Here is a 26916-nt window from a genome sequence, read left to right as displayed (position 1 = left end):
CCGCCTCCCTGTCGGCTGCCGGACAGCTTCGAAGCCGCAATTCGCACCCACCGAAATGGCCACTGACCAGGGCTTTTGTTCCGGAGCCCGGGACGTACGGTGAAATAGCGCTTTTGGCGACTATGGTCGCCGGAAGGCGTAGAAATCCGCCTCGGTGCTGCGGCGTCTCCCCTCGATGTTCGGCGCCGGAGGTGCCGCCCGTGACGCTCTACGGATGGGATACCAGTGATTACGACGTCGGCCGAGGGCTGACCCCGGCCCGGGTGGCCGCCGCGTCGGGACTGGGCATCCACTTTCTCACCAGCAAGGGGACGGAACAGTCACCGTCCAGCGTGTTCCGGAGCCAGGGCTGCGGCTGGATCCTCGCCGCCGGCCGCGATGCCGGCATTCCGTACCTGGGGATGTACATCGTGGTCCGCTCCGGCGTGCCGGCGGCCACCCAGGCACAGACCGCGATCACCTACGCGGACGCGAACCTGGCCTGGTGGCGTACCTGGCCCGGCTTCTTCTGGCAGGTCGACCTGGAGCGGTGGCCGTACGACAGCGTCGCACCGTCGGTGGGTGTCCAGGTCGCCACCGAGTTGGAGGCGCGCACCACCAGGGCCGTGGTGATGTACGCCTCCAGGGGCCAGTACGGATCCAGCGAGCTGGGCGGGTTCCCTCGCTGGAACGCGAACTACCCGCACAACCTCGACGAGACCTTCACCGCCGCCTACAACAGGGCCGGCGGGGACACCGGGGTCGGCTGGCAGGCGTACGGCACGCCGTCCGCGGTGCCACGGATCTGGCAGTACACCAGCACCGCGCGGATCGGGGCGCAGCGCACCTGCGACGCGAACGCTTTCCGGGGCACGGACACCGACTTCGCGGTGATGATCGGCGCTACCTCAGCAGGAGGCACGGACGTGCAGACAGTCTCGATCGTCACCATCTACCCCGGCTCCGCGCTCGCGGCGGACGGCGCCTTCCACCCCGTCCGGTGGAGCGACGGCAACACCGCCTACCGGATCACGGCCGCCGGCCTCATCGGTCACCAGTCGAAGATCGACCTGGTGGGTCTGCAGAAGGGCGACCTGGTCCGGCTCCGGGCGGTCTACGGCTTCCCCGGCGTCTCGACACCGACGGTCCAGATGTTGAACCAGCAGACGGTGTCGGTCGACCCGGCCCTCATCGGCGGTGGCTACGTGACGATCAGCGCCAACGAGAACCATCAGGTTCCCGCCGGCACGACGGTCACGTTCGAGGTGGCGGTCACCCCGGCGCCCAACACCGGGGGACGGAACCTGAGCTTCGGCAACGCCACCCGCAGGTCGGTGCTGCTGTTCTCGTAGGGAAGGGCAGGCTGTCCGGGTCATCCGTAGCCGGAGAAGGGGCAGGCAGCACGAGCTGCCTGCCCCTTCTGGTTTGCCGGGTCAGCGGGTCGCGGGCATGGTGGCGAACTCGCCGGCTAGCTCCGACTCGACGATCGTCGCGGTGGACGGCCGGCGACCGGACGACGCCCGCCGGGCGGACGGGACGGCCAGGGCCGCGAACGCGGCGGCGAGGGCGATGGCCGTGAGGACCAGAAAGCCCATCGTGAAGCCAGCCTCCCGGGGCAGGCCGTTGGCCTGCGGGTGGGCGGTGATCACGCCGCTGACCACGGCGGCGCCGATCGCGCCGCCGATGGTGCGGATGTTGGCGTTCATGCCGGTGGCGACGCCGGTCTGGCTGGCGGGCACGCTGGCCACGATCAGGTTGGCCATCGAGGCGAAGGCCAGACCGATGCCGAGGCCGACCAGCCCGCCGGCCACGCCGATCTCCCAGCGCGTGTCGTGCGCGGCGGCCAGCATCGCGGAGGCGGCCACGTTGAAGGCCGCGCCGGTGGCGAGCTGCGCCTTGGCGCTGAAGACCGACTGGAGCCGGCCGGCGACCAGGCCGGCGACGAACATCGCGACGAGCATCGGCAGCATGAGCAGGCCCGCCTGGCTGATGCTGGCGCCGAAGCCGTAGCCGGCGGCGGTCGGGGTCTGCACGAACTGCGGGAGGAACGCGTACACGGAGAACATCGACGCGCCGTAGAGCAGGGCGACCAGGTTGGTGGTCCAGACGCCGGGCAGGCGCATCATCCGCATGTCGATCAGCGGGTTGGCCGAGCGCACCTCGGCGACCAGCCAGCCGATGAACAGCACCACGGCGAGCGCCAGCAGGCCGAGCACCCGGCCGGAGGTCCAGCCCCAGGCCGCGCCCTTGCTGATCGGCAGGAGCAGCGCGACGAGCCAGCCGGAGAGCAGCAGGGTGGCTCGCCAGTCGATCCGCCCGGGGGTACGCACCGGCGACTCGGGCACGAACAGGTGCGCGGCGACGGCGGTCAGCCCCACCACGACCATCGGGATCCAGAACAGCCACCGGTAGTCCAGCGCGGCCACGATCGGGCCGGCGAGCACGACGCCCAGCCCGCCGCCGGCGGCGACGATCGCCGAGATGGCGGCGACGGCGGAGGAGACCCGTGCGGCGGGGAACTCGTCACGGATGATGCCGAACGACAGCGGGAAGACCGCGCCGCCGACGCCCTGCACGACCCGGGCGATGATCAGTACGCCGATGTTCGGGGCGATGGCGGCCAGCAGACAGCCGAGGGCGAGCGCGGCGAGCGAGACGACCAGCATCCGCTCCTTGCCGACCATGTCGCCGACGCGGCCGAGGATCGGCGTGAAGATCGACGCCGACAGCAGGTAGGCGGTCAGCACCCAGGTGACGGTGTTCTGGGAGGTGTGCAGGTCGTGCTGGATGGTCGGCAGCACGGGGGTGATCAGCGACTGGAGCATCGCGAAGAACCCGGCGCCGGCGGCCAGCACGGAGAAGGTGAGCCGACGCGAGCCGCGTCGGGAGGTCACTGCCACGAGAGGAAACTCCCTGATTGCGTACGGAAGGAGGTGTGTCGCCCGTCGTGCGCGGCGGGCAGGGGTGTCGGGTCCGGGCGATCGGGTGGCCAGGCGGATCGGGCGGGTCCCGAGGTAAGCTAACCGGAGGCAAGGCTCCGGACATTCCGGAGGGGTGCCTCCACTACGTTAGCGGAGGGGTGCCTCCGGATGCAACCAAGGTGAGGTGACGCACGTCATGACCAGCGCGGGGCAGGTGCCCGAGGTCTTCGCTCGCCGGCCGAAGCGGGCCGACGCACGGCGCAACTACGACGCGCTGGTGGCCGCTGCCCGCGAGGCGTTCGCCGACAACGGCGCGTCCGCGTCGCTGGAGGACGTGGCGCGCCGCGCCGGCGTCGGCATCGGCACCCTCTACCGGAACTTCGCCAACCGCCGGGAGCTGTTCGAGGCCGTCTACGTCGAGGAGGTCCGGGCGCTCAGCCGCTCGGCCGCCGACCTGGCCGAGCTGCCCCCATGGGAGTCCCTCGTCGCGTGGCTGCACCGGTTCGTCGGGTACGTGGCGACCAAGCGGGCACTCGCCGAGGAGTTGCAGCGCGACTCCGACGTCTTCCGGAGCTGCCGCCTGGAGATCTACGCCGCCGGTGAGCCGATGATGCGCCGCGCCCAGGCCGCCGGGGTGGTCCGCGAGGATGTCAGCTTCGACGACGTCGTGCGGCTGATCAGCGGCCTCACCATGGCCCAGTTCCCGTCGACCGACCAGCGTGACCGGGTGCTCGGCGTGGCCCTCGACGGCCTGCGCCCTCCGGCGACCACCCGCTGACCCTCCGCCGCCCGCGTGTGGCGTCAGTGGTCGACGAGCAGCACCCACTCGTCGTCGAGCCGTTCGACCGTCGTCCCGGCCGGCCAGGCGTGCCCGCCGCCGGCCGCCGCCCGCGCCTGGTCCACCTGCGGCGGTTGACCGAACTCGGCGCCGTCGAACCTGCCCGGCCCGTGGAACCGGGCCCGCCCGAAGTTCGCCGCCCCCTCGAAGCGCGCGTGCTCGAAGCACGCCTCGGCGGCGAACACGGTCCACCGGAAGAGGGCCATGTCGGCGAAGCGGACCGAGCGGAAGCCCGCGTACCCGGCGAACTCGGTGTGCTCCATGGACAGCCCGCCGAGGAAGGCGGCCTGACGGAACCGGGCACCGTCGCCGAAGCGGGTCGCGTCGAAGCTGGTCGGCTGGTGGAAGCTCGCCTGGTGGAATGACGTCGGGCCGGCGAAGCGGGACCGCCGGCAGGACAGGCCGGCGGTGAATGTGGCCCGGTCGAAGCTGGCCTGACCCTCGAAACGGGCGTCGTCCAGCACCACCTCGGCGTCGGCGGTCAGGTCGTCGAAGGTGACCTCGCCGAAGACCGCCCCGAGATCGAGCCGCCCCCGGGCGGTCGCGCGGGCGAAGCGGGTGACGCCGGTGAACACCGCCCCGGTGAAGTTCGCGTCGACCAGCGTGCAGCCCGTGGCGTCGAAGTCGACGAGCCGCGCACCGGTCAGCTCCAGGGTGATCTCCGGCCAGTGGGCCGGGTCGCCCGCGCGCAGGTGCCGGGTCAGCACCCGTTGCGCGGTCCGCCGGACCTCGGTCTCACGCGGGTCGTTGTCCGGCGCGGGCATCCGCAGGTACGCGCAGAGCACCGCCCCGATCGTCGGCCGCTGCGCCGGATTGTCCTGGCCGAGGCGCTCCAGCGCGTGCAAGCCGCCGAGGCGTACCGCCGCGCTGTCGTTGCCGAGCAGCTCCACCGCGCGGGTGTAGAGCTCGGTCAGCCGGCGCTCGGCCGCGTCGTGCTCGGCCGCTCCGGACTGCCGGTCCTGGTGCCGTTGCGCGGCCTCGGCCACCGACTCGGCGTGCGCCTGCACCCGGTCCCGGTGCGACTGGTCCCGGGTGGCGACGCTCTCCTGATGGCGCTGCGCGCGTTCGGCGATCCACTGCCGGCGGGCGGCCAACAGCAGCGCCAGGCCGCCGCCGGTGCCGGCGACCACGGTCAAGCCGGTGCGGATCGCGTCGATGCGCAGCGTGGCGCGAGTGTCCGGCTGGGTGGCGCGGTCGGCCTCGGTGAGCAGCAGGTCCAGCACCAGCCAGCCCAGGGCGGCGGCCAGCAGTAGGCCGACCAGGACCAGCCACCACGGCATCACGCGCAGCGGGCGCTCGGTGGGTTCGTCAGCGGCCACGGCCACAGCATGCCATCCGGGCCGGCCGTCCGAAGTGGAGCGAGTCGATATGCCGGTTTGCACTCCCGCCGGAACAACGGGTTACCGGCGCGTAACAAGTCATTGACGTTTCTAAATTGTTACGGGCATCATCGTCGCACGGTCGACCGGACACCCCCACCCACCTGCCCGGCTCGCCGGGTGCCTCCCCCCGGAGGTGCAGCCATGCTGCTCCGAAAGACCGCCCTCGTCCTGTCCCTCGCCACCGCAGCCCTGCTCGCGTCCACCGCCACGGCGACCGCCGCCCCCGCCGCACCCGAGCCCGCCCCGGTGGCCGTCGCCGCGGCGGCCAACCCGGTCATCGTCGTCGGCGGGCTCAGCGGTGTCGCCGTCGCGTACGAGCCGATCGCCGCCCGCCTGCGCGCCGACGGCTACCGGACCTTCATCTACCAGCTGCCCGGGCTGGGCCTCGGTGACATCCCCACCTCGGCCCGCGCGTTTGCCACCTACGTCGGTCAGGTACGCGCCAGCACCGGCGCGGCGACAGTGGACGTCGTCGCGCACTCCGAGGGCGGCCTGGTCGCCCGCTACTACCTCAAACGGCTCGGCGGCACCGCCACCGTCGGCCGGTACGTCAGCCTGGGCTCACCGCAGTACGGCACCTACGTCGCGAACATCGTGGCGTTCCTGGGCCTCGGCAGCTGCGCCGGCATCGTGGCCTGCCAGCAGATGACGATCGGCTCCGCCTTCCTCGCCGACCTCAACGCCGGCGACGACACCCCGGGCGCGGTGCGCTACACCACCATCCGCACGCTGCAGGACGAGCTGGTCCGGCCGACCGGGAACGCCGCCGTCAACGACGGCGCGACCAACGTGCTGATCCAGGCGTACTGCCCGCTGCGGGTGGTCGGGCACCTCGGTCTGGTGCTCGACGGCACCTCGTACACCATCGTGCGCGGCGCCCTGGTCGACGGCCCGGTGCGGCCCAACTGCCTCGCGCTCTGACCCGGTCGGCGCGGGAGGCCCGGCCGGGGCCTCCCGCGCGCCGTGGTCACCCGCGTCGGGTAGCCGACATCGCGCGGAAACGGTGTGGCAGACATCAGGACCGCTCGATAGCCTGCTCCGGCCGTCCATTCCCGACAGTGGGCGTGGTCACCCCCGAAGGAGCAGCGCGCATGACCGAGCCGCCGGCCGCCGTGCCACCGGGCCAACCGCCGCACGCCGAGCCCCCGGCGGGCACCCCGCCCACCGTGCCGCAGCTCGACGTGCGGGCCGCCGAACCACCCGCGAACCCCGCGCCGGCCGCCACCGGCGGTCTCGCCGACCGGCCACCCGGCTACCCCAACGCGCTGGTCTGGCTGCGCGCCGGCATCCTGCGGGACTGGCGGGGCGTGCTCGGCGCCTTCGTCGCCACGTGGTTCTACCTGCCCGTCGCGCTGCTGCTGGCGGTCTGGGGCGGCCTCACCCTCGCCGTCGTCGGCCTCTTCGCCGGCGGGTTCGGCGTCGATGACCAGGTGCCCTCGGTGCTACGGGACGCCCCGCTGATCGGCCCGCTGACGGAGGCGTTCCTGACCCGCTCCGGTGGGGTGCTCGGCGGCGTCCTCGGCTTCGTCGTCGGGTTCCTGGTCGGCTTCCTCAGCGTGCTGGTGCTGCCCTGGCTGGGCACCTCCGACGAGCCGATCGCGCTGGTCACCGGGCTGGTCGGCACGGTCGTCGCGGCGGCGCTGATCGGTGTCCTCTACACGCTCTACCGGGTGCTGCTGGAGCCGCGCCTGCTGGTGGTCTCCGGTGCTCGCCAGCCCAGCCGCCGGGAGTACGCGCGGCTGCGCCCGGTGCTGGACGACTGCGCCCAACGGCTCGGCCTGCCCACCGTGCCGCGCCTGCTGATGGAGGACGACCCCGTCCTCGGCAACGCCCGCACGTACGCCCGGCACGTGGTGGTCACCACCGCCGTGCTGACCGAGCCGGACGACGAGGTCGCCGCCCTGCTCAGCCACGAGCTGGTGCACTGGCGCACCGGCGACGAGATCACCAGCGCGTTCGTCCGTGGCGTCGGCCTGCCGCTGACCCTCGCGCACGCCCTGCCGACCTGGCTGATGCGCACGTTCCCGCACCCGGCCACCAACCTCGTGGTCTTCCTGTTCTTCTGGCCGGTGCTGCTCACCATGCGGTACCTGGTGCTGCCGTTGCACGCCCGCGACGTCCGGGCAGCGGAGTACCGGGCCGACCTCGGTGCGGTGCTCACCGGGCACGTCGACGGGATGCGACGCATCCTGGAGCGCCGCCTGTCCTTCGAGAGCGGCCGCAGCGGCTGGGACGAGGCGGTCTGCGCGACCCACCCGCCGCACGAGCTCCGGCTCGACGCCCTCGACCGGGCAACGGTGGTCGGTGCGCCGGTCGGGGTGGGCGAGGCGGCCCCGGTCACCGCCGAGCGGCTGTTCGGCCGCTCCGGCCCGGTCGGCACCCGGCGGACCTGGCTGGTGGTCGGCGCCCTGGTGCTGGCCGCCTGCGTCGGCACCGGCGGGCTGAGCGTGGTGCAGTGGGCGTTCTTCCGCTCCCAGGCGGCGATCGACGACTACTTCTCGGCGCTCGCCGACCGGGACAGCGACGCGGCGCTCGGCGTCCTCACCGAGCAGGAGCGGGCCGGCGTGACCGACCGGGGACTCCTCGCCCGGTTGCTGCGCGGGGACGGCTACCAGCCACCCACCGACGTCGAGATCAGCTCGCTGAAGCGCGACGGCGACACCGCCACCGCCACGGTGGCGTACCGGTTGGCCGGCGAACGCCGCACCGTCGACATGACCGTGCGCCGTGCCGAGGACGCCACCGCCGGGCTGTTCCACAGTTGGCAGCTCGTCGGCGGGCTGATTCCGGTCAACGCCCCCGTGGCCGGCCCCGGGGTGCGGCTCAACGGGGTGGAGCTGCCGGTCGCCACCGAGGGGCCCACGCTGGTGCTGCTGCCCGGCGGCTACACCGCGACCGGCCCGTCCGACGCGCTCAGCGAGGTGCCACCCGAGACCCTGCCGATCACCCCGGAACAGACCGAGGGCGCCACCCTGAGACTGGTCCCGGTGCTCAAGCCGGCAGCGGTCGAGGCGGTCGAGGCCCAGGTCCGGACCTGGTTGGACGAGTGCGCCAAGCAGACCGTCGCCGCGCCGCCGGGTTGCCCGTTCGGCTACTTCAGCGGCGGCACCGAACAGAAGGTCACCTGGAAGATCATCGAGTACCCGCGGCTCACCGTCGAGCTGACCGGCCCGGGCACCGCCCAGGTCGGCACGGCGTTCGAGGCCCGGGGCAAGGTACAGGTCAGCGGCACCACCACCTACTTCGGCAGCAGCTCACCGTTCAGCGAGGAGCAGGAGCTCAGCGTCGCCGGCGTCGCCACCGCCGACGGGGACACCATCGCCTTCCGACCCGCCGCCGACTGAGGAGGGAGAGGCCGTGACCGACCACGACGCCGCCGCGCGGCAACCCGTCCGGCTGACCATCAACCCCCGGCACCGACAGCCACCGCCGGTCGCCCTGCTCGACTGGATCCACCGCGACCCGGCGTACCGGCCGGTGGTCCGCCAGGCCGGCGGTGGCGGGGGACGGCCGGGCTTCAGCGACGCGGTGATCATCGCGGTGCTGGCCCAGGGCCTGCTCCCGGGGCTGTTCAACCTGTTGCAGTCCTGGGTCGATCAGCAGCGCACCGAAGCCAGCATCCGGATCCAGGCCGGGGACACCGAGGTGGAGATCCAGGTGAACGGGCGCACCGACTCGGCCCGGTTGCTGACCCAGGCCACCGAGGCGCTGCGGGCCGCCCGCGAGCCCGGCCCGGACGCCGCCGGCTGAGCCGACGGCGCCCGAACCGGCAGGTCAACTCGCCTTCGCCAGCGCCTCGAACTCGTCGTCGGTGAGCCGCACGTCGCCGGCGGCCACGTTCTCCTCCAGGTGCGCCACCGAGGACGTACCGGGGATCGGCAGCATCACCGGCGACCGGCGCAACAGCCACGCCAGCGCGAGCTGCGCGGGCGTCGCGCCGTGCGCGTTGGAGATCGCGTCCAGCGGGCCACCCGGGCGGGCCAGCTCACCGGTGGCGATCGGGAACCACGGAATGAACGCCATGTCGTTGCGCTCGCAGTACTCCAGTACGTCCTCGGCGCTGCGGTTCGCGAGGTTGTACAGGTTCTGCACCGAGACGATGGTGGTGATCGCGCGCGACTCCTCGATCTGCGCGACGCTCACCTCGGACAGTCCGATGTGCCGGATCTTGCCCTCCTGCCGCAACAGCGCGAGCTCGCCCAGCTGATCGGCGAGCGGCACCTGCGGGTCGATCCGGTGCAGCTGGTAGAGCGGGATGGTGTCCAGGCCGAGGTGCCGCAGGCTCAGCTCACACTGCTGGCGCAGGTACTCCGGGCGACCCACCACGCGCCAGTCGCCCGGCCCGGCCCGGGTGAACCCACCCTTCGTCGCGATGACCAGGTCATCGGGGTACGGGTGCAGGGCCTCGCGGATCAGCAGCTCGGAGACGAACGGGCCGTACGAGTCGGCGGTGTCGATGAACGTGACGCCCAGCTCCACCGCCCGCCGCAGCACCCGGAGCGCCTCGGCCGGGTCCTTCGGGTCGCCCCACACGCCCGGCCCGGTGATCTGCATCGCCCCGTAGCCGAGCCGGTTGACGGTGACGTCGCCGCCGATCCGGTACGTGCCGGAAGCCTTCGCGGGTTGTTTGCCGATGTCGGTCGCCATACGCGGATCCCCAATCGTGTCGTCGCGGCGGGGATGGAAACTCCGCCACCAGGTGATCATCCCCCGGAATGCGACGGTCATACCGCGTGTCGGTCGACTGTGTGCCTGGACACGGCTCGATCCGATCGGCGTCGTCGTACCGCTGGCGCCCGCCGTGTCCGATCTGCTACGCCTGATCCCATCGGTGCGGCCGGTCGGGGGAGGCGCGATGTGGCGACGGTTCAGGTCCGACCCGCTGAGTCGGCTGCGGGAGCGGCTGGACGGCTTCGGCGCCACCAGGGACCCCCGCGCGGTGCTCGACTCCGGCGCGATCCGCGACGCCGAGGCGGTCATGGAGCTGGTGACGGCGACGCCGGCCGACGGGCCGCTGGCGGAGCCGGTCGCCGAGGGCATCTTCCTCCTCGCCTGCCTGCACTGGTACCGCTACCAGCTGCTGCCCTCGGGCGAGGACGCCGACGATCTGGGGCAGGCGGTCACGCTCACCGAGGCCCTGCTGCGCATCGCCCCGCAGCTGGTGTCCCCGCCGCTGCTGGCCATGCTGCACACGCACCGAGCGTCACCGCCGGACACCGGCCGGATTCCCGGTCCGCGCGCTGCCGGCGGGTCGCCGCCCACGCCGACCCGGTCCGGTCGCGGCGCCGGGACCGGGACCGGGGCCGGAGGGCGTACGGGCGGGTCGCCCGACGGGGAGGCCGGCGCGCTGTTCGTCGAGGCGGTCATGCTGATGGCCACCGCGGAGAACAACCGCGACTACCGGGGTGCGGATCAGGCGGCGGCGCTGCTGCGGCGGGCGGTGGACGGCACACCCCCGGGTGAACCGGAGCGGCTGCACTACCTGTCCGCCCTCGGCAGGGTGCACCGCGACCAGTTCCAGCACCTCGGCCGGCAGCGTGCCCTGGCGGCCGCGATCGACGCGCACCGGGAGAGCCTGGAGTCCACCCCGGCCGGCGATCCCGAACGTCCGGTCCGGCTGTTCAACCTCGGCAACGTGCTGGGCGACCGGTACGAGGTCGACGCCGCCCCGGGGGACCTGGACGAGTCGATCATCCTGCTGCGGGACGCCGCCCGGGCTGCCGGCGTCAGCCCGTCGGTGCGCGCCATGGCGCGCGCCAACCTCGGGCAGCGGCTGCGGGACCGGTGGCGGCTGCGGCGCCGGCCGGCCGACCTCGACGAGGCGGTCGACGCGTTCGCCGCCGCCCGGGCAGCGGGCGATCCACGGTTCGCCGCGCTGCACGGCACGGCGCTCGCCGAACGGTTCCTGCGCGACCGCGCGCCGGCCGACCGGGATGCGGCGATCGAGGCGTACCGGGCGGCGCTGACCGGGTTCGGCGGGCTCGAACCGGAGTTGGCCGGGACGGCGCGGGCCGGGCTGGCCACGTTGCTCGCCGAGCGGCACGAGGCCGACGGCGACCCGGCCGACCTCGACGCGGCGATCGAGGCGTACCGGGCGGCGGCGGCCGGTCGGGGCTCGGCCCACGGCGGCATGGACCCCGACGAGATACGGCACGCGGTGGCCGCTCTGCTGGTGACCCGGTACGAGCGGTGGCGGCGGACCGACGACATCACCGAGGCGGTGCGGCTGCTCCGCGACGGCGTCACCGTCGCCGGGGAACCGGCGCAACGGGCCCGCCGCCTCGCCGACCTCGGCTACGCGCTGGGCCGCGGGCACGCCGACCTGGGCGGGGTGACCGCGCTGCGGGCCGCCCGGGACGCGTTGACCGAGGCCGAGACGCTGCTCGCCCGCGCCGACCCGCTGCGCCACCAGGTGCTCAACAACCTGGGCAACACCCTGCGCGAACTGTCCGACCTGGCGGGCGAACCGGCGCTGCTGGAGCCCGCCGCCGTGGCGCTGCGGGCCGCGGTTGCCGCCGTCGCACCGGATGCCGTCCTGCTGCCCCGGTACCGTTCGAACCTGGGCCTGGTGCTGCAGGGCCTGTTCGCCTCCACCCAGGACCTGGCCACCCTGACCGAGGCGATCCAGGTGCTGGGACAGGTGACCGGGACCGTGCCGCCCGGGCACCCCGACCGGCTGCCGGCGCTGACCAACTACGGCTCGGCGTTGAACCGCCGGGTGGAGCTCGCCCTGGGCGGCGCGCTGCCCGCCGGTGGTGAGCCCGCCGACGAGGTCGCGGCCGGCATCGCCGACGACTCCGACGCCGCGGTGACGGCGCTACGCGAGGCGGTGGAGCTGGCCGAGCAGGAGTCCGAGCCGGCCGAGTACACCCAGGCGGTCGCCACCCTGGCGCTGGCCCATCTGCTGCGGCACCGCCTGCGCGGCGACCCGGCCGCACTGGACGAGGCGGTCCGGCTGCTGCAACCGTTGAGCGAGCACCAGCCGTCGGCCGGGGGTGACCGGCACCGGATCCTCACCAACCTCGGTAGCGCGTTGCTGCTGCGCTACCGGGCCGGCCGCGACGACGCGGACGCCAGCGCGATGCTGGCCGCCTACCGGGCGGCGGTCGAGGCGCTGCCCGTCGAGCACCCCGCGCGCACCATGTGCCTGAGCAACCTGGCCACCGCCCTGGAAGCCGTCGCGGGCCCCGCCGCCGGCGCTGGTTCCGGCGACCCCTCCGTGCTGGTCGAGGCGACCGCCGCGCTGCGTGCCGCCGCCGCGACGGAGTCCGCGCCGTCGCTGCTGCGGGCGTCGGCGGCCAGCCGGTGCGCCGAACACGCCGCCGCGGCGGGGGACCTGCCGGCCGCGCTCGACGGGTACGCCACGGCCATCGAGCTGATCGACCTGGTGGCCTGGCACGGCATGGACCCCGACGACCAGGCCCGCCTGCTCGGGCTGTTCCCCGGGCTGGCCAGCGACGCGGCGGCGGTCGCCGTCGCGTTCGACCGCCCGGAGCGCGCCGTCGAACTGCTGGAGTACGGCCGGGGCGTCCTGCTGACCCGGGCGCACGACGCGAGCGCCGACCTGGCCGCGCTGCGCGCCCGGGCTCCCCGGCTGGCCGCCCGGCTCACCGACCTGCAGGCCGCCCTCGACGGCTTCGCCACGCCGCCGCCGGTCGCTTCCGTGTCGCCGGTCGACCCGCTGTCCTCCGGCGGCGTGCTGTCACCGGGCGGGTGGGGGAGCGGCGTGGCGTCGGCGGCCGGGTCGACCCCGGAGCAGCGGTACGACCTCGCCACCCGCCGACGCGACCTGCTCGCCGAGATCCGCGACCAGCCGGGCTTCGCCGACTTTCTCCGTCCACCGCCGTTCGCCACCCTGGCCGGGGCCGCTGTCGGTGGTCCGGTGGTGCTGGTCAACGTCGCAGCCCGGCGGTGCGACGCACTGGTGGTCGCCGACGGTCGGGCCACCGTGGTGCCGCTGCCCGGGCTGACCCTGGCCGACCTGGTCGCCCGCACGGCGGGCTTCCTGACCGCGATCGCGGTGCTCACCGGGGCGGCGGCGCCGGACGGCCCCGAGCCGGCGGCACAGCGACGCCGGGCGGCGGCGCGGACGGAGGTCGGCCAGACACTGGACTGGCTGTGGAGGGTGGTCGCCGCACCGGTGCTCGACGCCGCCACCCCCGGGCCGAGGCCGTCGGACGCGTCGACCGTCGACCCGTCCGGCCCCGTACCGGACTGGCCACGGTTGTGGTGGTGCCCGACCGGGCTGCTCACCCTGCTGCCGTTGCACGCTGCCGGCCCGCTCGACGGCGGCGACGGGGTGCTGGACCGGGTGGTGCCGTCGTACACCGCGTCGCTGCGAGCGCTGGGGCACGCCCGGCGCGGCGTTCCGGCCCGGCCCGAGCCGGTCGACTCGGCGCTGGTCGTCGGCATGCCGCAGACCCCCGGCCTGGCCGACCTGCCCGGCGTCGACCGGGAGGTGGAGATCGTCCGTCGGCACCTGCCACGGGTCCGCGCACTGCTCGGCCCGGCGGCCACCCCGGCGGCGGTGCTCGCCGCGCTGCCCGGCCAGCCGGTCGCCCACCTGTCCTGTCACGGCACCCAGGACCTGCGCGCCCCGGCGTGGGGCCGCCTCGCGCTGGCCGGCGGCCCGCTGCACGTACGGGACCTGTGGCGGCCCGCCGGCAGCCCGGCCGCGCTGGCCGTCCTGTCGGCCTGCGAGACGGTGCGCGGCGGCGCGGCCCTGCCCGACGAGGCGCTCACCCTCGGCACCGCGTTCCAGCTCGCCGGGTTCCGGCACGTCATCGGCGCGCTCTGGTCCATCTCGGACGCGTTGACCGTGCGACTCTGCGCCGACCTGTACGCGGGCCTGGCGGTGCCCGGCGGGATCGCACCGGACCGGGCGGCGGTGGCCCTGCACCAGGCGGTCCGCCGGCTCCGCGCCGTCCTGCCCGACCGGCCCGACACCTGGGCCGGCTACGCCCACCTCGGCCCCTGACCGGTGCCGCCACCCGGTGCGGAGTTACCGGGTTGGCCCGGTGGAGACGGCGGCTGGCGGATCGTGGCGGGCGGGCGCGTACCAGGTCACGCCCACCGCGGCGACGAGCAGCGCGGTGCAGAGCAGCACGAGCCGTACCCCGGTCCGCAGCGACCGGACCGCCGCCATCGCCTCCAGGTGGTCGCCGAGCGGGGCCGGCGGAAGCGCCGCCACCGGGGTCACCGCCAGCCGGCCGTGCGCCGCGCGCAGCAGCGCCAGCGCCCCGCCCACGCCCGCCAGCAGCGCGGCGAGCAGCAGGACCCCCACCAGCGCACCCCACCCCGGCGCGAGCGTCGTGACGTCGGTGCGCCCCCGGATCAGGCTGAACCCGACGAGCGCCACCAGCAGCCCGCCAAGGCCGTTGCGCCAGGCCACCGCCGCCGCGCGGACCCGCTCCAACTCGCCGCGCAGCAACCCGGCCAGCTGCTGCGCCCGGTGCAGGTCGTCGACGGTCGCGGGCGGCCCCGGGCGGAGCCGGATCACGCCTCGACCTCCAGCCGCAGCGTCCAGTACGCGCCGCAGCCGCGCAGCCCGGCGGGGCGCGACGGATGGTCGGCCTCGCACTCGCAGAGCACCGTCCGGTAGCCCGGGTCCGGGGCGGCAGCCGGCGTCTCCCGCCGGAACAGCTCGTCGACCACTGTGCTGGTGGTCGTGTGGTCGCAGCGGGGGCACCGCCCGCTGAGCAGCACCGCGAACCCGAACTCCCGCACCGTGAAGCCCGCCGCGGCCTGCGCCGCGTACGCCTCGTCGGTGACCTCGACGTACGGCAGCGTGCCCGCCGCCGCTTCGTCGTCGCGCATCCCGACCTCCCACCGCCGCCGTCCGGACCGTCCACCGTAGTCGGTGCCGCCACCGGCTCGCCCGACGTGTCGGATGGCCACCAGCGGCCTGATCGTCGGGGGGCGGCCACCGCGTCGCGCGGCCCGACCGGGGCCAGTTGAGCGGAGCGACAGGTGCGACCGCCACCGGCGTGCGACGCTGGGCGCGTGCCGGTGACGCCGGTCCGGGCAGCCGGGCCGGTGGGTTCCCGGCCGACGGCGGAGGGAGCACCCATGGCGGGAGTGCCGCAGGTCGACTTCGCGCTCGACACGTACGAGTGCGTCGTGATCTATCCCGGCGCGGCCGGACGGGCCCTGCCCCCCGAGACCGTGCAGCGGTTGCAGGCCGAGCACGCCGAGCACATGCAGGCGTTGCAGCGCCGCGGGATCATCCTCGTCGCCGGCTCGATCGACGGGACGACCAACAACCCGGAACCGCCGATCGGTTTCGGGCTGGCCCGCACCGGCAGCGTCGAGGACGTGCGCAGCGTGCTGGAGGCCGACCCGGCGGTGCAGGCCGGGCTCTACCGGCTGGACGTGCTGACCTTCCTCTGCCCGGCGGGCTCGTTGGAGTTTCCGCTGGCCAAGGCCCAGAGCTGACCGATCGAGCCATCGGCGCCTGTCGTGATGGTGACGGCGGTCGGCGGCCCGCCGGTGCTACGGTCGCGCCCACCGAGGACCGCCGTCGGGGCGCACCCCGCGTCGTCGACCGGCCCCGGTCGAGGAGTCGCCATGAGCTCCGCCGCCACCCCCGATGTCGCCTCGGCCACCGCCCGGCTGCGCGCTCTGCTCGGTGACCGGCTCCACGAGCCGGGCGATCCCGGGTTCGTCGCGGCCACCCGCCTGTGGAACGCCGCCGTGGAGCGTGCGCCCGCGCTGGTCGCCCGGTGCCTGGACGTCGAGGAGGTCGCCAGCGTCGTCGGTATCGCCGCCCGCTGCCACCTGCCGCTGTCGGTCCGCTCCGGCGGGCACGACTGGGCCGGCCGGGCGCTGCGTGACGGCGGCCTGGTGCTCGACCTGACCGGCCTGCGCGCGGTCCAGGTCGACCCGGACGCGGCCACGGTGACCGTGGCCGGCGGCGCGACCGCCGGCGACCTGCTGACCGCCGCCGGCCCGTACGACCTGGTGGTGCCCACCGGGGTGGTCCGCGACGTGGGAATGGCCGGGCTCACCCTCGCCGGCGGGTACGGCCCGCTGTGCGGCCGGTTCGGTCTGGCCCTGGACAACCTGATCGGGGCGGAGGTGGTTCTCGCCGACGGCCGCCGGGTCACCGCCGACGCCGACCACGACGCCGAGCTGTACTGGGCGCTCCGCGGTGGCGGCGGCAACCTGGGCGTCGTCACCGCGCTGCGCTACCGGGCGCACCGGCTGCCCGCCGTCCTGGCCGGCATGATCATGTTCGCGCTCTCCGAGGCGCCCGCCGTCCTGCGCGGGTACGCCGCCCTCCTCGCCGAGGCCCCGGACGAGCTCACCGTGATGGCGGGTTTCCTGCCCGGCCCGGCCGGCGAGCCGGTGATCTTCGTCTGCCCGTTCTACAGCGGCACGGACCTGGACCTGGGTCGCCCGTGGGTGGACCGGCTGCGCGCGCTGGGCGTTCCGCTGCTCGACCAGGTCGGCCCGCTGCCGTACGCGGAGGCGCTGCGGATGTTCGACGGCGGGATGGTCGACGGCAACCACTACCTGCTGCGGACCCGTTGGCTGCCCACCCTCACCGACGGCGCGGTCGACGTGCTGGTCGACGCCGCCCGGCAGGTCAGCTCGCCGTTCTCCGCGCTGGCCCTGCACCACTTCCACGGCGCGGCCAGCCGGGTCCGGCTCGCCGACACGGCGTTCGGCCTGCGCGCGGACCACCTGCTGACCGAGATCATTGCCGTGTGGCCGCCGGGCGGGGTCGTGGGGCCGCACCGGGACTGGGCCGAGCGCACCTCGGCGGCGCTCGCCCCGCACGCCCTGCCCGGTGGCTACCCCAACCTGCTCGCCCCGGAGGAGACCGACCGGGTCCGGTCGGCCTACGGCGCGAACTGGGCGCGGCTGCGCCGGGCCAAGCGGCGCTACGACCCGCGTGACCTGCTCACCGCGGTGCCCACCCTGCCGCCGGTGGGGCACGCCGGGTGAGCGGCCGGCGGGAGCACCCCGAGGGTGTGCGGCGGCAGAGGCGTACGATTCCCGGCGCGCGGTCGCCGATGCCCGTCGCCACAACGTTCCCGGTGCGGTTCCGCCCGCCGGCCCGACGCGCACCGCGCGTCGTTGGACAACTGTTCCGCTGCCTGCAAGGGGTCGGCCCCGAGTCCGACCTGAAGGAGAGACTAGCCTGATGGGCGTGACACGCCGCGCGAAGATCGTCTGCACTCTTGGTCCCGCCACCTCGTCCCCGGAGCGCATCCGGGGCCTCGTCGAGGCCGGCATGAACGTGGCCAGGCTCAACTTCAGCCACGGCAGCCACGCCGACCACGAGGCGGTCTACCGACTGGTCCGGGAGGCGTCCGAGGCGGCCGGTAAGCCGGTGGCCGTCCTCGCCGACCTCCAGGGTCCCAAGATCCGGCTCGGCAAGTTCGCCGACGGCCCGCACGAGTGGCGCACCGGCGACTCGGTCGTGATCACCGGCGACGACATCATCGGCACCAAGGAGCGGGTCTCCTGCACGTACACGAGGCTGCCGCACGAGGTGAAGCCCGGTGACCGCCTGCTGATCGACGACGGCCGGGTCGCCGTCGAGGTCACCGACGTCACGGGCAACGACATCCGCTGCCTGGTCACCGAGGGTGGGCCGGTCTCCAACAACAAGGGCGTCTCGCTGCCCAACGTGGCGGTCAGCGTGCCGGCCATGTCGGAGAAGGACGCCGAGGACCTGCGCTTCTCCCTGGGGCTCGGCGTCGACCTGGTCGCCCTCTCCTTCGTCCGCTCGGCCGAGGACATCAAGCTCGTGCACGGCATCATGGCCGAGGAGGGCGTGTTCCGGCCGGTGCTGGCCAAGGTCGAGAAGCCGGAGGCGGTGGAGCACCTCGAGGCCATCGTGCTGGCCTTCGACGGCGTCATGGTCGCCCGTGGTGACCTCGGTGTCGAGATGCCGCTGGACCAGGTTCCGCTGGTGCAGAAGCGGGCCGTGCAGCTCTGTCGGGAGAACGCCAAGCCGGTCATCGTGGCCACCCAGATGCTCGACTCCATGATCGAGAATTCCCGCCCCACCCGGGCGGAGGCCTCCGACGTGGCCAACGCGGTCCTCGACGGCGCGGACGCCGTGATGCTGTCCGGCGAGACCAGCGTCGGCAAGTACCCGGTCCTGACCGTCAGCACCATGGCCAAGATCGTGATGACCACCGAGTCCGGCTCGATCGGCGTGCCCCGGTTGCAGCACGACCCGCGCACCCACGGTGGCGCGCTCACCGTGGCCGCCTCGTCGATCGCCCGCGCCATCAACGCCAAGGCGCTGGTCGCCTTCTCGCAGACCGGCGACACCGTCCGTCGGCTGTCCCGGCTGCACTGCGACCTGCCGCTGCTGGCCTTCACCCCGGTCCCCGAGGTGCGCAGCCAGCTCGCCCTGACCTGGGGCGTGGAGACCTTCCTGATGCCGTTCGTGCAGCACACCGACGACATGTTCCGCCAGGTCGACGAGGCGCTGCTCGGTCTCAACCGGGCCAACCCGGGCGACTACGTGGTGATCGTGGCGGGCAGCCCGCCCGGCACCCCCGGCTCGACCAACACGCTGCGCGTACACCAGCTCGGCTCGCTGGTCGACGCGGCGTCGGCGCGGGCGCTGCAGTGAGCGACAGCCCGGTCGCGGTCGGCCAGGCGGCGGTGGACCAGCTCCTGGAGGTGCTCGACCTCGACCCGACCGGGGAGATGACCTTCCGGGGGATGAGCCCGCCGGTCGGTCCGCAGCGGGTGTACGGCGGCCAGGTCGCCGGTCAGGCCCTGGTCGCCGCCGGCCGCACGGTCGACCCGGAGCGGTTCGTGCACTCGCTGCACGGCTACTTCGTCCGGCCGGGCGACCCGGTCGAGCCGATCGAGTACCAGGTGGAGAACATCCGCGACGGCCGGTCCTTCTCCGTCCGCCGCGCGGTCGCGCTCCAGCACGACAAGCCGATCTTCTTCATGTCGGCGTCCTTCCAGCGGGCCGAGGAGGGTCTGGACCACCAGGCCCCGGCCCCGCTGGAGGTGCCGTCGCCGCAGGACGTGCCGACGATGACCGACCGGCTGTCCCGCTACCCGGAGCGGCTGGGCATCTGGGGTCAGATCCCGCGTCCGATCGACGTGCGCTACGTCGGCGAGCCCGGCTGGGTCCGCCCCGGTGACCGGCCCGCCGACCCGCACCAGCGGGTCTGGATGCGCATCGACGGCAAGCTGCCGGACGACCCGCTGCTGCACGCCTGCGCGCTCACCTACGCCTCGGACCTCACCCTGCTGGACTCGGTGCTCTCCGTGCACGGCGAGGTGTGGGGGCCTGGCGGTGTGGTCGGTGCGAGCCTCGACCACGCGCTCTGGTTCCACCGGCCGTTCCGCGCCGACGAGTGGTTCCTCTACGACTGCTGGAGCCCGTCGGCGTCCGGCGCGCGAGGGCTGGCCACCGGCCGGATGTTCACCACCGACGGCCGGCAGATCGCCAGCGCCGTCCAGGAGGGTCTGCTGCGCCGCGTCGGCGCCTGACGCTGTCGGTCATCCCCGCCGGGTGCTCACCCGGCGGGGATCACTGTCCGGACGCTGGTGTCACGGCTGATGGATGGCCTCGCCGGCGATTTCGATCTGCACCGTCCTGCCCACCAGAACTCCGCCACTTTCCAGCGCCACGTTCCAGAGCAGGTCGTAGTCCTCGCGGTTGATGTCGGCCGTCGCGCTGAATCCGAAGATGTTCTGCCCGTACGGATCACGACGGGCGCCACCGAAACTCACCTGAAGGTCGACCGCCCGGGTGATCCCCTTGATTGTCAACTCACCGGTGAGCACGAATCGGCCGGGAGTGGGCTCTGGCTGCGGGGGCACATTGTGACGTCTGCCTCGTGCGCCGAGACGGTGGTTTCGTAGCCGGGCCCACTGGAAGATCGGGTCCTCGTTGCCCTTCCAGTTGATGCCCGTGCTTCGATATTCGAGAGTGGGATAGCGCTCCACGTCGAGGAAGTCGGCACTCATCAGATGCGTGTCCCGGTCGACGCTGCCGGTGGTGATGCTCGCCGTCTGGATGGTCGCGGTCACCGAGGAGAGCAGGGGATCCTCGGCCACCGAGATCTGGGCCGTCGCCTCGGCGAACTCGCCGCGTACCGGGCTCACCATCATGTGCCGGGACAGAAAACCGATCCGCTTGTGCGCCTGATCGAGACGATAGGTGCCGGCCGCCGGGATGGTCATTCCATCCCAGGTGCGTGTCGCGATATCGGTCATCGTGTTGCCTTCCCCCCGAGCTGCACACGGGTGTTTATCAATATCTGCCGGAGCGTCGCGCAAACGGTCAGACAGTCGCACTTCACGCCCAGCATAGGGACGCTCCCGAGCGGCGTTTCGGGCCCCACCTAACGGTGGTTCATGACGCACTTCACCATTCCTGGACGCCCGGTGGCGCCGCGTACGAACAAATGCGGTTGTCGTCGATGCGTGGCCGATCGGCCCAGGGTCGCCCGTCCGGCTGGCCGGGCGGAGGGCTAACCTTGCCGGCATGCGCCTCTCCGCCCGGGTCGACTACGCCCTCCGTGCGGCCGCCGAGCTCGCCGCGACGGCCAGTGGCCCGGGGCGGGGCCGGCCGGTCACCGCCGAGCAGATCGCCCGGGCGCAGGAGATCCCGCCGAAGTTCCTGGAGAGCATCCTGCTCCAACTGCGTCGGGGTGGCATCGTGCACGCGCAGCGCGGCCCGGAGGGCGGCTACTGGCTGGCCCGCCCGGCCGAGGAGATCTCGCTGGCCGACGTGATCCGGGTGATCGACGGGCCGCTCGCGCACGTACGCGGACAGCGCCCGGAGCAGCTCGGCTACCACGGTCCGGCACGGGCGCTCCAGGAGGTCTGGATCGCGCTGCGCGCCAGCGAGCGCGAGATCCTGGAGTTGGTCAGCGTCGCCGACGTGGCCGCCGGCACGCTGCCCGCCCGGGTCACCGAGCTGGCGGCCGACCCGCGCGCCTGGATCTGACCGCCGGCGTCCCACCCACCGATCAGACCCTTGACCCGGGCCTCTCCGTGCCGCATTGTCGACCAAGTCGGTAGGAGAAGCCGAAAAGTCAGGGGGCGCTCGTGCGCAAGCTGCTGGTCCTCGCTCTGGTCGGGCTCGCCGCGCAGCTCGTCGACGGCTCGCTCGGCATGGCGTACGGGCTGACGTCGTCCACCCTGCTGCTGGTCGTCGGGGTTTCCCCGGCCGCCGCCTCCGCGTCGGTGCACCTGGCCGAGATCGGCACCACGCTCGCCGCCGGGGTGGCGCACTGGCGGTTCGGCAACGTCGACTGGCGGGTGGTGACCCGCATCGCCCTGCCCGGCGCGATCGGCGCGTTCGCCGGCGCGACCCTGCTCAGCTCGATCTCCACCGAGTCGGCCGCGCCGTGGATGGCCGGCATCCTCTTCACGCTCGGCGCGTACCTGCTGGTGCGCTTCGCCCGACCGCTGCGAACCAACCGGGCCGGCGGGCGGCTGCGCGGGCGCTTCCTCGGCCCGCTCGGCCTGGTCGCCGGCTTCGTCGACGCCACCGGCGGCGGGGGCTGGGGCCCGGTGGCCACCCCGGCGCTGCTGGTCTCCGGTCGGATGGAGCCGCGCAAGGTGATCGGCTCGGTGGACACCGCCGAGTTCGTGGTGGCCGGCTCGGCCAGCGTCGGCTTCCTGATCGGGCTGGGCACCGAGGGGTTCCTGCTGCCCACCGTGGCCGCCCTGCTCATCGGAGGGCTCATCGCCGCCCCGCTGGCCGCCTGGCTGGTGCGCATCGTGCCGGCCCAACTGCTCGGCGCGGCGATCGGTGGCGTGATCGTGCTGACCAACGCCCGCACCCTGATCCGGTCCGCAGGGCTGGACGGCCCGGTCCGCCCCGTGCTCTACGCCGTCCTGGTCGTCGGCTGGGTGGCCGCACTCGTGCTGGCCGTGCGGGCGCTCCGGCCCACCCGTAAAGCCGTCACCGTTTTGCCGTCGCCGGCCGCCGTCGAGCCGGCCGGCGCCCCGGTCCGGACCTCCGCCGGGCCGGGCGCCGCCGGCGACGCCGCGCCGGTCAGCCTGACCACCGTCGGTACGCCGACCGCCCGTTGACCCTGGCCAGCACCCGGGGCCGGCTCCGCCAGTTTGGCCGTTTCAGGAAGCCCGCCACGGTCCGGCGGCACCAGAGGGGGACACCTCCGCTCTCCGGTGCGATACCTCTGAGTCATCAATATGACGCACAGGTATCGCGCTCGCGGGAGTGAGCCGGACGCGACGGGCGGCGGTCAGCGGGCCAGCAGTTCGTCGGCGGTGTCGACGAGCAGCGTCCACGCCTCGTCGACGTGCCGCTCGATGGTCTGCGGTGAGCCGACCGCCAGTCGCAGCGTGTACCGGCCGGCGACCCGGGTGTGCGTCAGGTGGACCCGCCCGCTGCGGTTGATCCGGGCCAGCAGCTCGGTGTTGGCGTCGTCGTCGGCGCGCAGCCGGAAGCAGACCAGCGAGAACGGGTGCGCCGCGGCCAGCTCGAACCGGTCGTCTGCCCGGATCCGGTCGGCGAACCGGGCGGCCAGCGCCACCCCGGAGCGGATGTGCGCCCGCAGCCCCTCCACGCCGTACCAGCGCAGCACGAACCACAGCTTCAGCGCCCGGAACCGGCGGCCCAGCGGGACCTGCCAATCCCGGTAGTCGATGACCGCGCCGGACTCGCTGGCCGCGTTGCGCAGGAACTCCGGCAGCACGGTCAGCGCCTCGACCAGCTCGCCGCGGTCGGCCACCCAGAACGCGTCGCAGTCGAAGCCGGTGAGCAGCCACTTGTGCGGGTCGAAGCAGTACGAATCGGCGTACTCCAGACCGTTGTGCGACCAGCGCAGCTCGGGGCAGACGGCGGCGGCGCCGGCGTACGCGGCGTCCACGTGCAGCCAGATCCCGTACTCGGCGCAGACGGCGCCGATCTCCGCCACCGGGTCGACGGCGGTGGTGGAGGTGGTGCCGATGGTGGCCACCACGATGGCGGGCACGTCCCCGGCGGCGAGGTCGGCCTCGATCGCCGCTCGCAGTGCGGCCGGCCGGAGCGCCTGGGTCTCCGGGTCCACCTCGATCGCGCGGACCCCGTCGCTGCCCAGCCCGGCGATCCGCGCGGCCTTCTCGATGGAGGAGTGCCCGTGTGTGGAGGTGTAGGCGCGGTAGCGCCGGTCGATGCCGGTCTCGCGCCAGCGGCCCCCGCTGGCCCGGTGCAGCGCGGCCAGGGTGGCCACCAGTGTCGCCGAGGAGGCCGAGTCCTGGATGACACCGCCACCGGCGCTGGTCGAGCGGAACCGCGACGGAAGGTCCAGCAGTTGCGCCAGCCAGTCCATCAGCACGGTCTCCAGCTCGGTACAGGCGGGGCTGGTGGCCCAGAGCATGCCCTGCACGCCGAGCCCGGAGCTGACCAGGTCGCCGAGCACGCTGGGGCCGGAGGTGTTCGCCGGGAAGTAGCCGAAGAACCCCGGGTGCTGCCAGTTGGTCAGCCCCGGTACGACGATCGCGTCCAGATCGGTGAGAACCGCCTCGACGGGTTCGCCGGCGGTGGGCGGCGTGGCCGGCAGGGCGGCTGCCACGGTGCCCGGCGGGTCGGACGGAGTGACGGGTCGCTGCTCCAGCGTCGCCCAGTAGTCGGCGATCCAGTCCACGACGGCGTGGCCAGCGCGACGAAACTCGTCGGGGGTCATGTGGGCAACCATCCGACGAGTCGATCAGGTGCGCCCGCCTCGGGGCAAGACGTCAGACAGGCCAGCATCGATAACACACAAGGTGCCGTATCGCCACCCCCGGTAACACGAAATCGGCGTCGCGGGCCTGTTGACCTAGCAATCCCCAGCTACTAGGTTCGATGGCTCGGGGGATTTGATGCATGGAAGGTGGACAATCAGTGAAGGTGGCATCCCGGAAGGCTGTTCGGCTGGCGATGGCCGGATTCCTGACGAGCGTCGCGGTGGCCGGTACGACGTTGACCGGGGCTGGCCCCGCGTTGGCGGGTAACTGCTCAATTGCCGGTTGCGGAGTGGTGCGCAACGACTCGGCACACCCGGTGACAATTGCGGACTGGTGCGACGGTGCCGGTTCCTGTGGCACGTCCTACCTGCTCAAGCCGGGTGAGGTCTCCACGAAGTACAAGAGGGACACGGACACGTTCGCGCTGCAGTGCACCGGTAACTACTACCGTTACTACGGTGATCTGCTCCAGACGTCGGCCGCCTACAAGTGGATTCGCATTTCTGACGGCAATTCTGCCCGCGTCGTCAACCAGAACTGCTGATTCGGTAGGCGAACCCAGGCGCCCGGCCCGGCGGTGAATACACCTACGGGCCGGGTCCCGCCTTTCCTGCCGATCTGGCGAGCTGGTGCGGCGTGCGGCAATGTCGGTCGATCCGCCGGCAATTCCGCAGGCGCTCAACGGGACGGCGGACGTCGATGTTGCGCGGCGGAAAGCGCTTGCCTTACGATGCGCCTTGAGTCGGATCCGTGAGTTCCAGGGCGTTCAACCCCGATCAGATCGCCGCTCGTCGCGGTCGCGGCGGACGAGTCCACCGTGCCTACCGGGCAGGCCGGAGGACGCGCGGCGATCACCGGATCCCCGGAGGCAATTCATGCACCCGTCCAGACAGCGGATGACCCTGCTCGCCGCCATGACCGTGACAGCCGTCGCGGCCGGCGTCGTCGGTGCGGTCGTCGCCTCGGCCGCCGCCAGCGGCTGCCGGGTCGACTACCAGGTCACCAACCAGTGGCAGGGCGGCTTCGGCGCCACCGTCACCGTCACCAACCTCGGCGACCCGGTCACCGGCTGGGCCCTCACCTGGTCGTACGGCGCTGGCCAGCAGGTCACGCAGGCGTGGAACGCGGGCGTCGGCCAGTCCGGCGCCCAGGTCACCGCGCGCAACGTCGACCACAACGCCGTCATCGCCACCAACGGCACCGCGGCGTTCGGCTTCAACGCCTCGTGGACCGGCAGCAACCCGGCGCCGACCAGCTTCACACTCAACGGCGTCACCTGCACCGGAGCCGCACCCACCACTCCGCCGCCGAGCACCCCGCCGCCCACCACCGCACTGCCGCCCTCGGCTGGGGCCCTGCAGATGGAGGACCTGGACCGGGGGCTGGTCAGCGTCCGCTCCGGCAGCGGCAACCTGGTCTCCTGGAGGCTGCTCGGCACCGAGACCTCCGGCGTCGCGTTCAACCTCTACCGGGGTTCCACCCGGGTCAACGCCAGCCCGATCACCGGCGCCACCACGTACCTCGACAGCGGTGCGGCGGCCGGTTCGGCGTACACCGTCCGCGCAGTGGTGGGCGGCGTCGAGCAGGCCGCGTCGGCACCCGCCCTCCAGTTCGGCGCCGGCTACCTGGACGTGCCGTTGCAGGTGCCACCGGGCGGCAGCACCCCCAGCGGGGAGAGCTACACCTACAGCGCAGGCGACGCCTCCGTCGGCGATCTCGACGGCGACGGACGCTACGAGATCGTGCTCAAGTGGGAGCCGTCGAACGCCAGGGACAACTCCCAGTCCGGCTACACGGGTGTCGTCTACGTCGACGCGTACACCCTCGCCGGGGCCCGGTTGTGGCGCGTCGACCTGGGCCGCAACATCCGCGCCGGCGCCCACTACACCCAGTTCCAGGTGTACGACTACGACGGCGACGGGCGGGCCGAGGTGGCCATGAAGACCGCCGACGGCACCCGCTCGGGCACCGGCCAGGTGATCGGTTCCGCCTCGGCGGACCACCGCAACTCCGGCGGCTACGTGCTCGCCGGCCCCGAGTACCTGACCATGTTCGACGGACAGACCGGCGCCGTGCTGTCCACCGTGAACTACGACCCGCCGCGCGGCACGGTGTCGTCCTGGGGTGACTCGTACGGCAACCGGGTGGACCGGTTCCTCGCCGGCACCGCGTACCTGGACGGGCAGCGCCCCTCCCTGATCATGGCGCGGGGCTACTACACCCGTGCGGTGATCGCGGCCTGGGACTTCCGCGACGGCACGCTGCGCAGGCGCTGGACGTTCGACTCGAACGCCTCCGGCAACGGCGCCGCCGCGGGTCAGGGCAACCATCAGCTCTCCGTCGCCGACGTCGACGGCGACGGCCGCCAGGAGATCGTCTACGGTGCCGCCACCATCGACGACAACGGTCGGCTGCTCTACTCGACGGGCAACGGGCACGGTGACGCCCTGCACGTCGGCGACCTGGACCCGAGCCGTTCCGGCCTGGAGGTGTTCAAGGTCGACGAGGACGCGAGCAAGCCCAGTTCCTGGTTCGCCGACGCCCGTACCGGTCAGATCCTCTGGTCCACGCCGGCCTCCGGCGACAACGGCCGCGGTGTCTCGGCGGACATCTGGGCGGGCAGCCCCGGCGCGGAGTCGTGGTCGTCGGCGGTTGCCGGGCTGGCCAACACGCGGGGGCAGAACGTCGGCCGCAAGCCGTCGTCGGCCAACTTCCTCGCCTGGTGGGACGGCGACCCGGTGCGGGAACTGCTCGACGGAACGAAGATCGACAAGTACGGCACCAGCGGTGAGACCCGGCTGCTCACCGGCAGCGACGTGGCGTCCAACAACGGCACCAAGTCGACGCCGGCGCTCTCCGGGGACATCCTGGGCGACTGGCGCGAGGAGGTGATCTGGCGGAGCACCGACAGCCGGGCGTTGCGCATCTACAGCACGCCCGTCCCGACCAGCACCCGGATCCACACCCTGATGCACGACCCGCAGTACCGGGTGGCGATCGCCTGGCAGAACACCGCCTACAACCAGCCGCCGCATCCGGGCTTCTTCATCGGCGACGCGATGGCCGCCCCACCCACCCCGAACATCTACCTACGCTGATCTGACCCTGGTGGTGCCGATCA

21 protein-coding genes are annotated in these 26916 nt (G+C 73.3%); 14 read left to right on the top strand and 7 right to left on the bottom strand.

Translation table 11 applies throughout. The annotated features are described in order from the left end of the window. The first annotated feature begins 200 nt into the window (after nt 1-200). Nucleotides 201-1331: a hypothetical protein gene (locus ACTWLT_RS19935; protein ID WP_445319694.1), complete on the top strand. Its 1131-nt coding sequence runs from the start codon at nt 201-203 to the stop codon at nt 1329-1331. 81 nt (nt 1332-1412) lie between these two features. Here the strand turns inward: ACTWLT_RS19935 and ACTWLT_RS19930 are convergent, their stop codons facing one another. Further along, on the bottom strand, nt 1413-2879 hold the full coding sequence (locus ACTWLT_RS19930) for an MFS transporter (RefSeq protein WP_252418402.1): 1467 nt from the start codon (nt 2877-2879) through the stop codon (nt 1413-1415). A 205-nt stretch (nt 2880-3084) separates the two neighbouring features. Between ACTWLT_RS19930 and ACTWLT_RS19925 the strand changes: the two genes are divergently transcribed. After that, nucleotides 3085-3678, top strand: a complete 594-nt coding sequence (locus ACTWLT_RS19925) for a TetR/AcrR family transcriptional regulator (protein WP_445319693.1) — start codon at nt 3085-3087, stop codon at nt 3676-3678. Between the two features lie 23 nt (nt 3679-3701). Here the strand turns inward: ACTWLT_RS19925 and ACTWLT_RS19920 are convergent, their stop codons facing one another. Continuing rightward, a complete protein-coding gene (locus ACTWLT_RS19920; RefSeq protein ID WP_445319692.1) occupies nt 3702-5057 on the bottom strand; it encodes a pentapeptide repeat-containing protein in 1356 nt (451 codons plus the stop codon). A gap of 204 nt (nt 5058-5261) precedes the next feature. Between ACTWLT_RS19920 and ACTWLT_RS19915 the strand changes: the two genes are divergently transcribed. The 3 genes from ACTWLT_RS19915 to ACTWLT_RS19905 all read left to right on the top strand — a co-directional run bounded on the left by ACTWLT_RS19915 (nt 5262) and on the right by ACTWLT_RS19905 (nt 8870). Continuing rightward, on the top strand, nt 5262-6041 hold the full coding sequence (locus ACTWLT_RS19915; RefSeq protein WP_445319691.1) for an esterase/lipase family protein: 780 nt from the start codon (nt 5262-5264) through the stop codon (nt 6039-6041). A gap of 170 nt (nt 6042-6211) precedes the next feature. Continuing rightward, nucleotides 6212-8464, top strand: coding sequence for a M48 family metalloprotease (locus tag ACTWLT_RS19910; RefSeq protein WP_445319690.1), 2253 nt, complete (start codon nt 6212-6214; stop codon nt 8462-8464). 13 nt (nt 8465-8477) lie between these two features. Beyond that, nucleotides 8478-8870, top strand: coding sequence for an effector-associated constant component EACC1 (locus ACTWLT_RS19905; RefSeq protein ID WP_445319689.1), 393 nt, complete (start codon nt 8478-8480; stop codon nt 8868-8870). A 24-nt stretch (nt 8871-8894) separates the two neighbouring features. Here ACTWLT_RS19905 and ACTWLT_RS19900 read toward each other — a convergent pair whose 3' ends face one another. After that, on the bottom strand, nt 8895-9767 hold the full coding sequence (locus tag ACTWLT_RS19900) for an aldo/keto reductase (RefSeq protein ID WP_445319688.1): 873 nt from the start codon (nt 9765-9767) through the stop codon (nt 8895-8897). Nucleotides 9768-9975: 208 nt separating this feature from the next. Here ACTWLT_RS19900 and ACTWLT_RS19895 point away from each other — a divergent pair, with 208 nt between their 5' ends. Next, nucleotides 9976-14097 carry a CHAT domain-containing protein gene (locus tag ACTWLT_RS19895; RefSeq protein WP_445319687.1) on the top strand — a complete coding sequence of 1374 codons (4122 nt, stop codon included), beginning with the start codon at nt 9976-9978 and terminating at the stop codon, nt 14095-14097. A 24-nt stretch (nt 14098-14121) separates the two neighbouring features. On the opposite strand, the gene ACTWLT_RS19890 is transcribed toward ACTWLT_RS19895, so the two are convergent. Continuing rightward, the gene (locus ACTWLT_RS19890; RefSeq protein WP_445319686.1) at nt 14122-14619 is read right to left on the bottom strand and encodes a hypothetical protein; all 498 of its coding nucleotides are present in this window, start codon (nt 14617-14619) and stop codon (nt 14122-14124) included. After that, nucleotides 14616-14936 carry a hypothetical protein gene (locus tag ACTWLT_RS19885; RefSeq protein WP_445319685.1) on the bottom strand — a complete coding sequence of 107 codons (321 nt, stop codon included), beginning with the start codon at nt 14934-14936 and terminating at the stop codon, nt 14616-14618. The genes ACTWLT_RS19890 and ACTWLT_RS19885 overlap by 4 nt, the downstream gene beginning before the upstream one ends. 252 nt (nt 14937-15188) lie before the next feature. Here ACTWLT_RS19885 and ACTWLT_RS19880 point away from each other — a divergent pair, with 252 nt between their 5' ends. From ACTWLT_RS19880 to ACTWLT_RS19865, 4 genes are all read left to right on the top strand, one after another. Beyond that, nucleotides 15189-15554, top strand: a complete 366-nt coding sequence (locus ACTWLT_RS19880) for a YciI family protein (RefSeq protein WP_252418392.1) — start codon at nt 15189-15191, stop codon at nt 15552-15554. A gap of 132 nt (nt 15555-15686) precedes the next feature. Further along, nucleotides 15687-17069: an FAD-binding oxidoreductase gene (locus ACTWLT_RS19875; RefSeq protein ID WP_445319684.1), complete on the top strand. Its 1383-nt coding sequence runs from the start codon at nt 15687-15689 to the stop codon at nt 17067-17069. 199 nt (nt 17070-17268) lie between these two features. Further along, nucleotides 17269-18717: a pyruvate kinase gene (pyk, locus tag ACTWLT_RS19870; RefSeq protein ID WP_252418390.1), complete on the top strand. Its 1449-nt coding sequence runs from the start codon at nt 17269-17271 to the stop codon at nt 18715-18717. Further along, nucleotides 18714-19598 (top strand): acyl-CoA thioesterase, encoded by an 885-nt coding sequence (locus tag ACTWLT_RS19865; RefSeq protein WP_252418389.1) that lies wholly within the window; start codon nt 18714-18716, stop codon nt 19596-19598. Before pyk ends, ACTWLT_RS19865 begins: the two co-directional genes overlap by 4 nt. 60 nt (nt 19599-19658) lie before the next feature. On the opposite strand, the gene ACTWLT_RS19860 is transcribed toward ACTWLT_RS19865, so the two are convergent. Further along, nucleotides 19659-20327, bottom strand: coding sequence for a YceI family protein (locus ACTWLT_RS19860; protein ID WP_445319683.1), 669 nt, complete (start codon nt 20325-20327; stop codon nt 19659-19661). Between the two features lie 271 nt (nt 20328-20598). On the opposite strand from ACTWLT_RS19860, the gene ACTWLT_RS19855 reads away from it, so the two are divergent. Beyond that, nucleotides 20599-21063 (top strand): RrF2 family transcriptional regulator, encoded by a 465-nt coding sequence (locus ACTWLT_RS19855; protein WP_252418387.1) that lies wholly within the window; start codon nt 20599-20601, stop codon nt 21061-21063. A gap of 101 nt (nt 21064-21164) precedes the next feature. Then, a complete protein-coding gene (locus tag ACTWLT_RS19850; RefSeq protein ID WP_445319682.1) occupies nt 21165-22157 on the top strand; it encodes a sulfite exporter TauE/SafE family protein in 993 nt (330 codons plus the stop codon). A 173-nt stretch (nt 22158-22330) separates the two neighbouring features. On the opposite strand, the gene ACTWLT_RS19845 is transcribed toward ACTWLT_RS19850, so the two are convergent. Next, entirely contained in the window at nt 22331-23752 is a 1422-nt protein-coding gene (locus tag ACTWLT_RS19845) for a pyridoxal-dependent decarboxylase (protein WP_445319681.1), read from the bottom strand. Nucleotides 23753-23952: 200 nt separating this feature from the next. Here ACTWLT_RS19845 and ACTWLT_RS19840 point away from each other — a divergent pair, with 200 nt between their 5' ends. Together ACTWLT_RS19840 and ACTWLT_RS19835 are read left to right on the top strand one after the other, a co-directional pair. Further along, nucleotides 23953-24339 carry a hypothetical protein gene (locus ACTWLT_RS19840; RefSeq protein ID WP_445319680.1) on the top strand — a complete coding sequence of 129 codons (387 nt, stop codon included), beginning with the start codon at nt 23953-23955 and terminating at the stop codon, nt 24337-24339. A gap of 331 nt (nt 24340-24670) precedes the next feature. Then, entirely contained in the window at nt 24671-26893 is a 2223-nt protein-coding gene (locus ACTWLT_RS19835) for a rhamnogalacturonan lyase family protein (protein WP_445319679.1), read from the top strand. Nucleotides 26894-26916: the final 23 nt, after the last annotated feature.

It is taken from the genome of Micromonospora yongxingensis (assembly GCF_052601155.1).
This window is presented reverse-complemented; position numbering and strand designations above follow the sequence as displayed.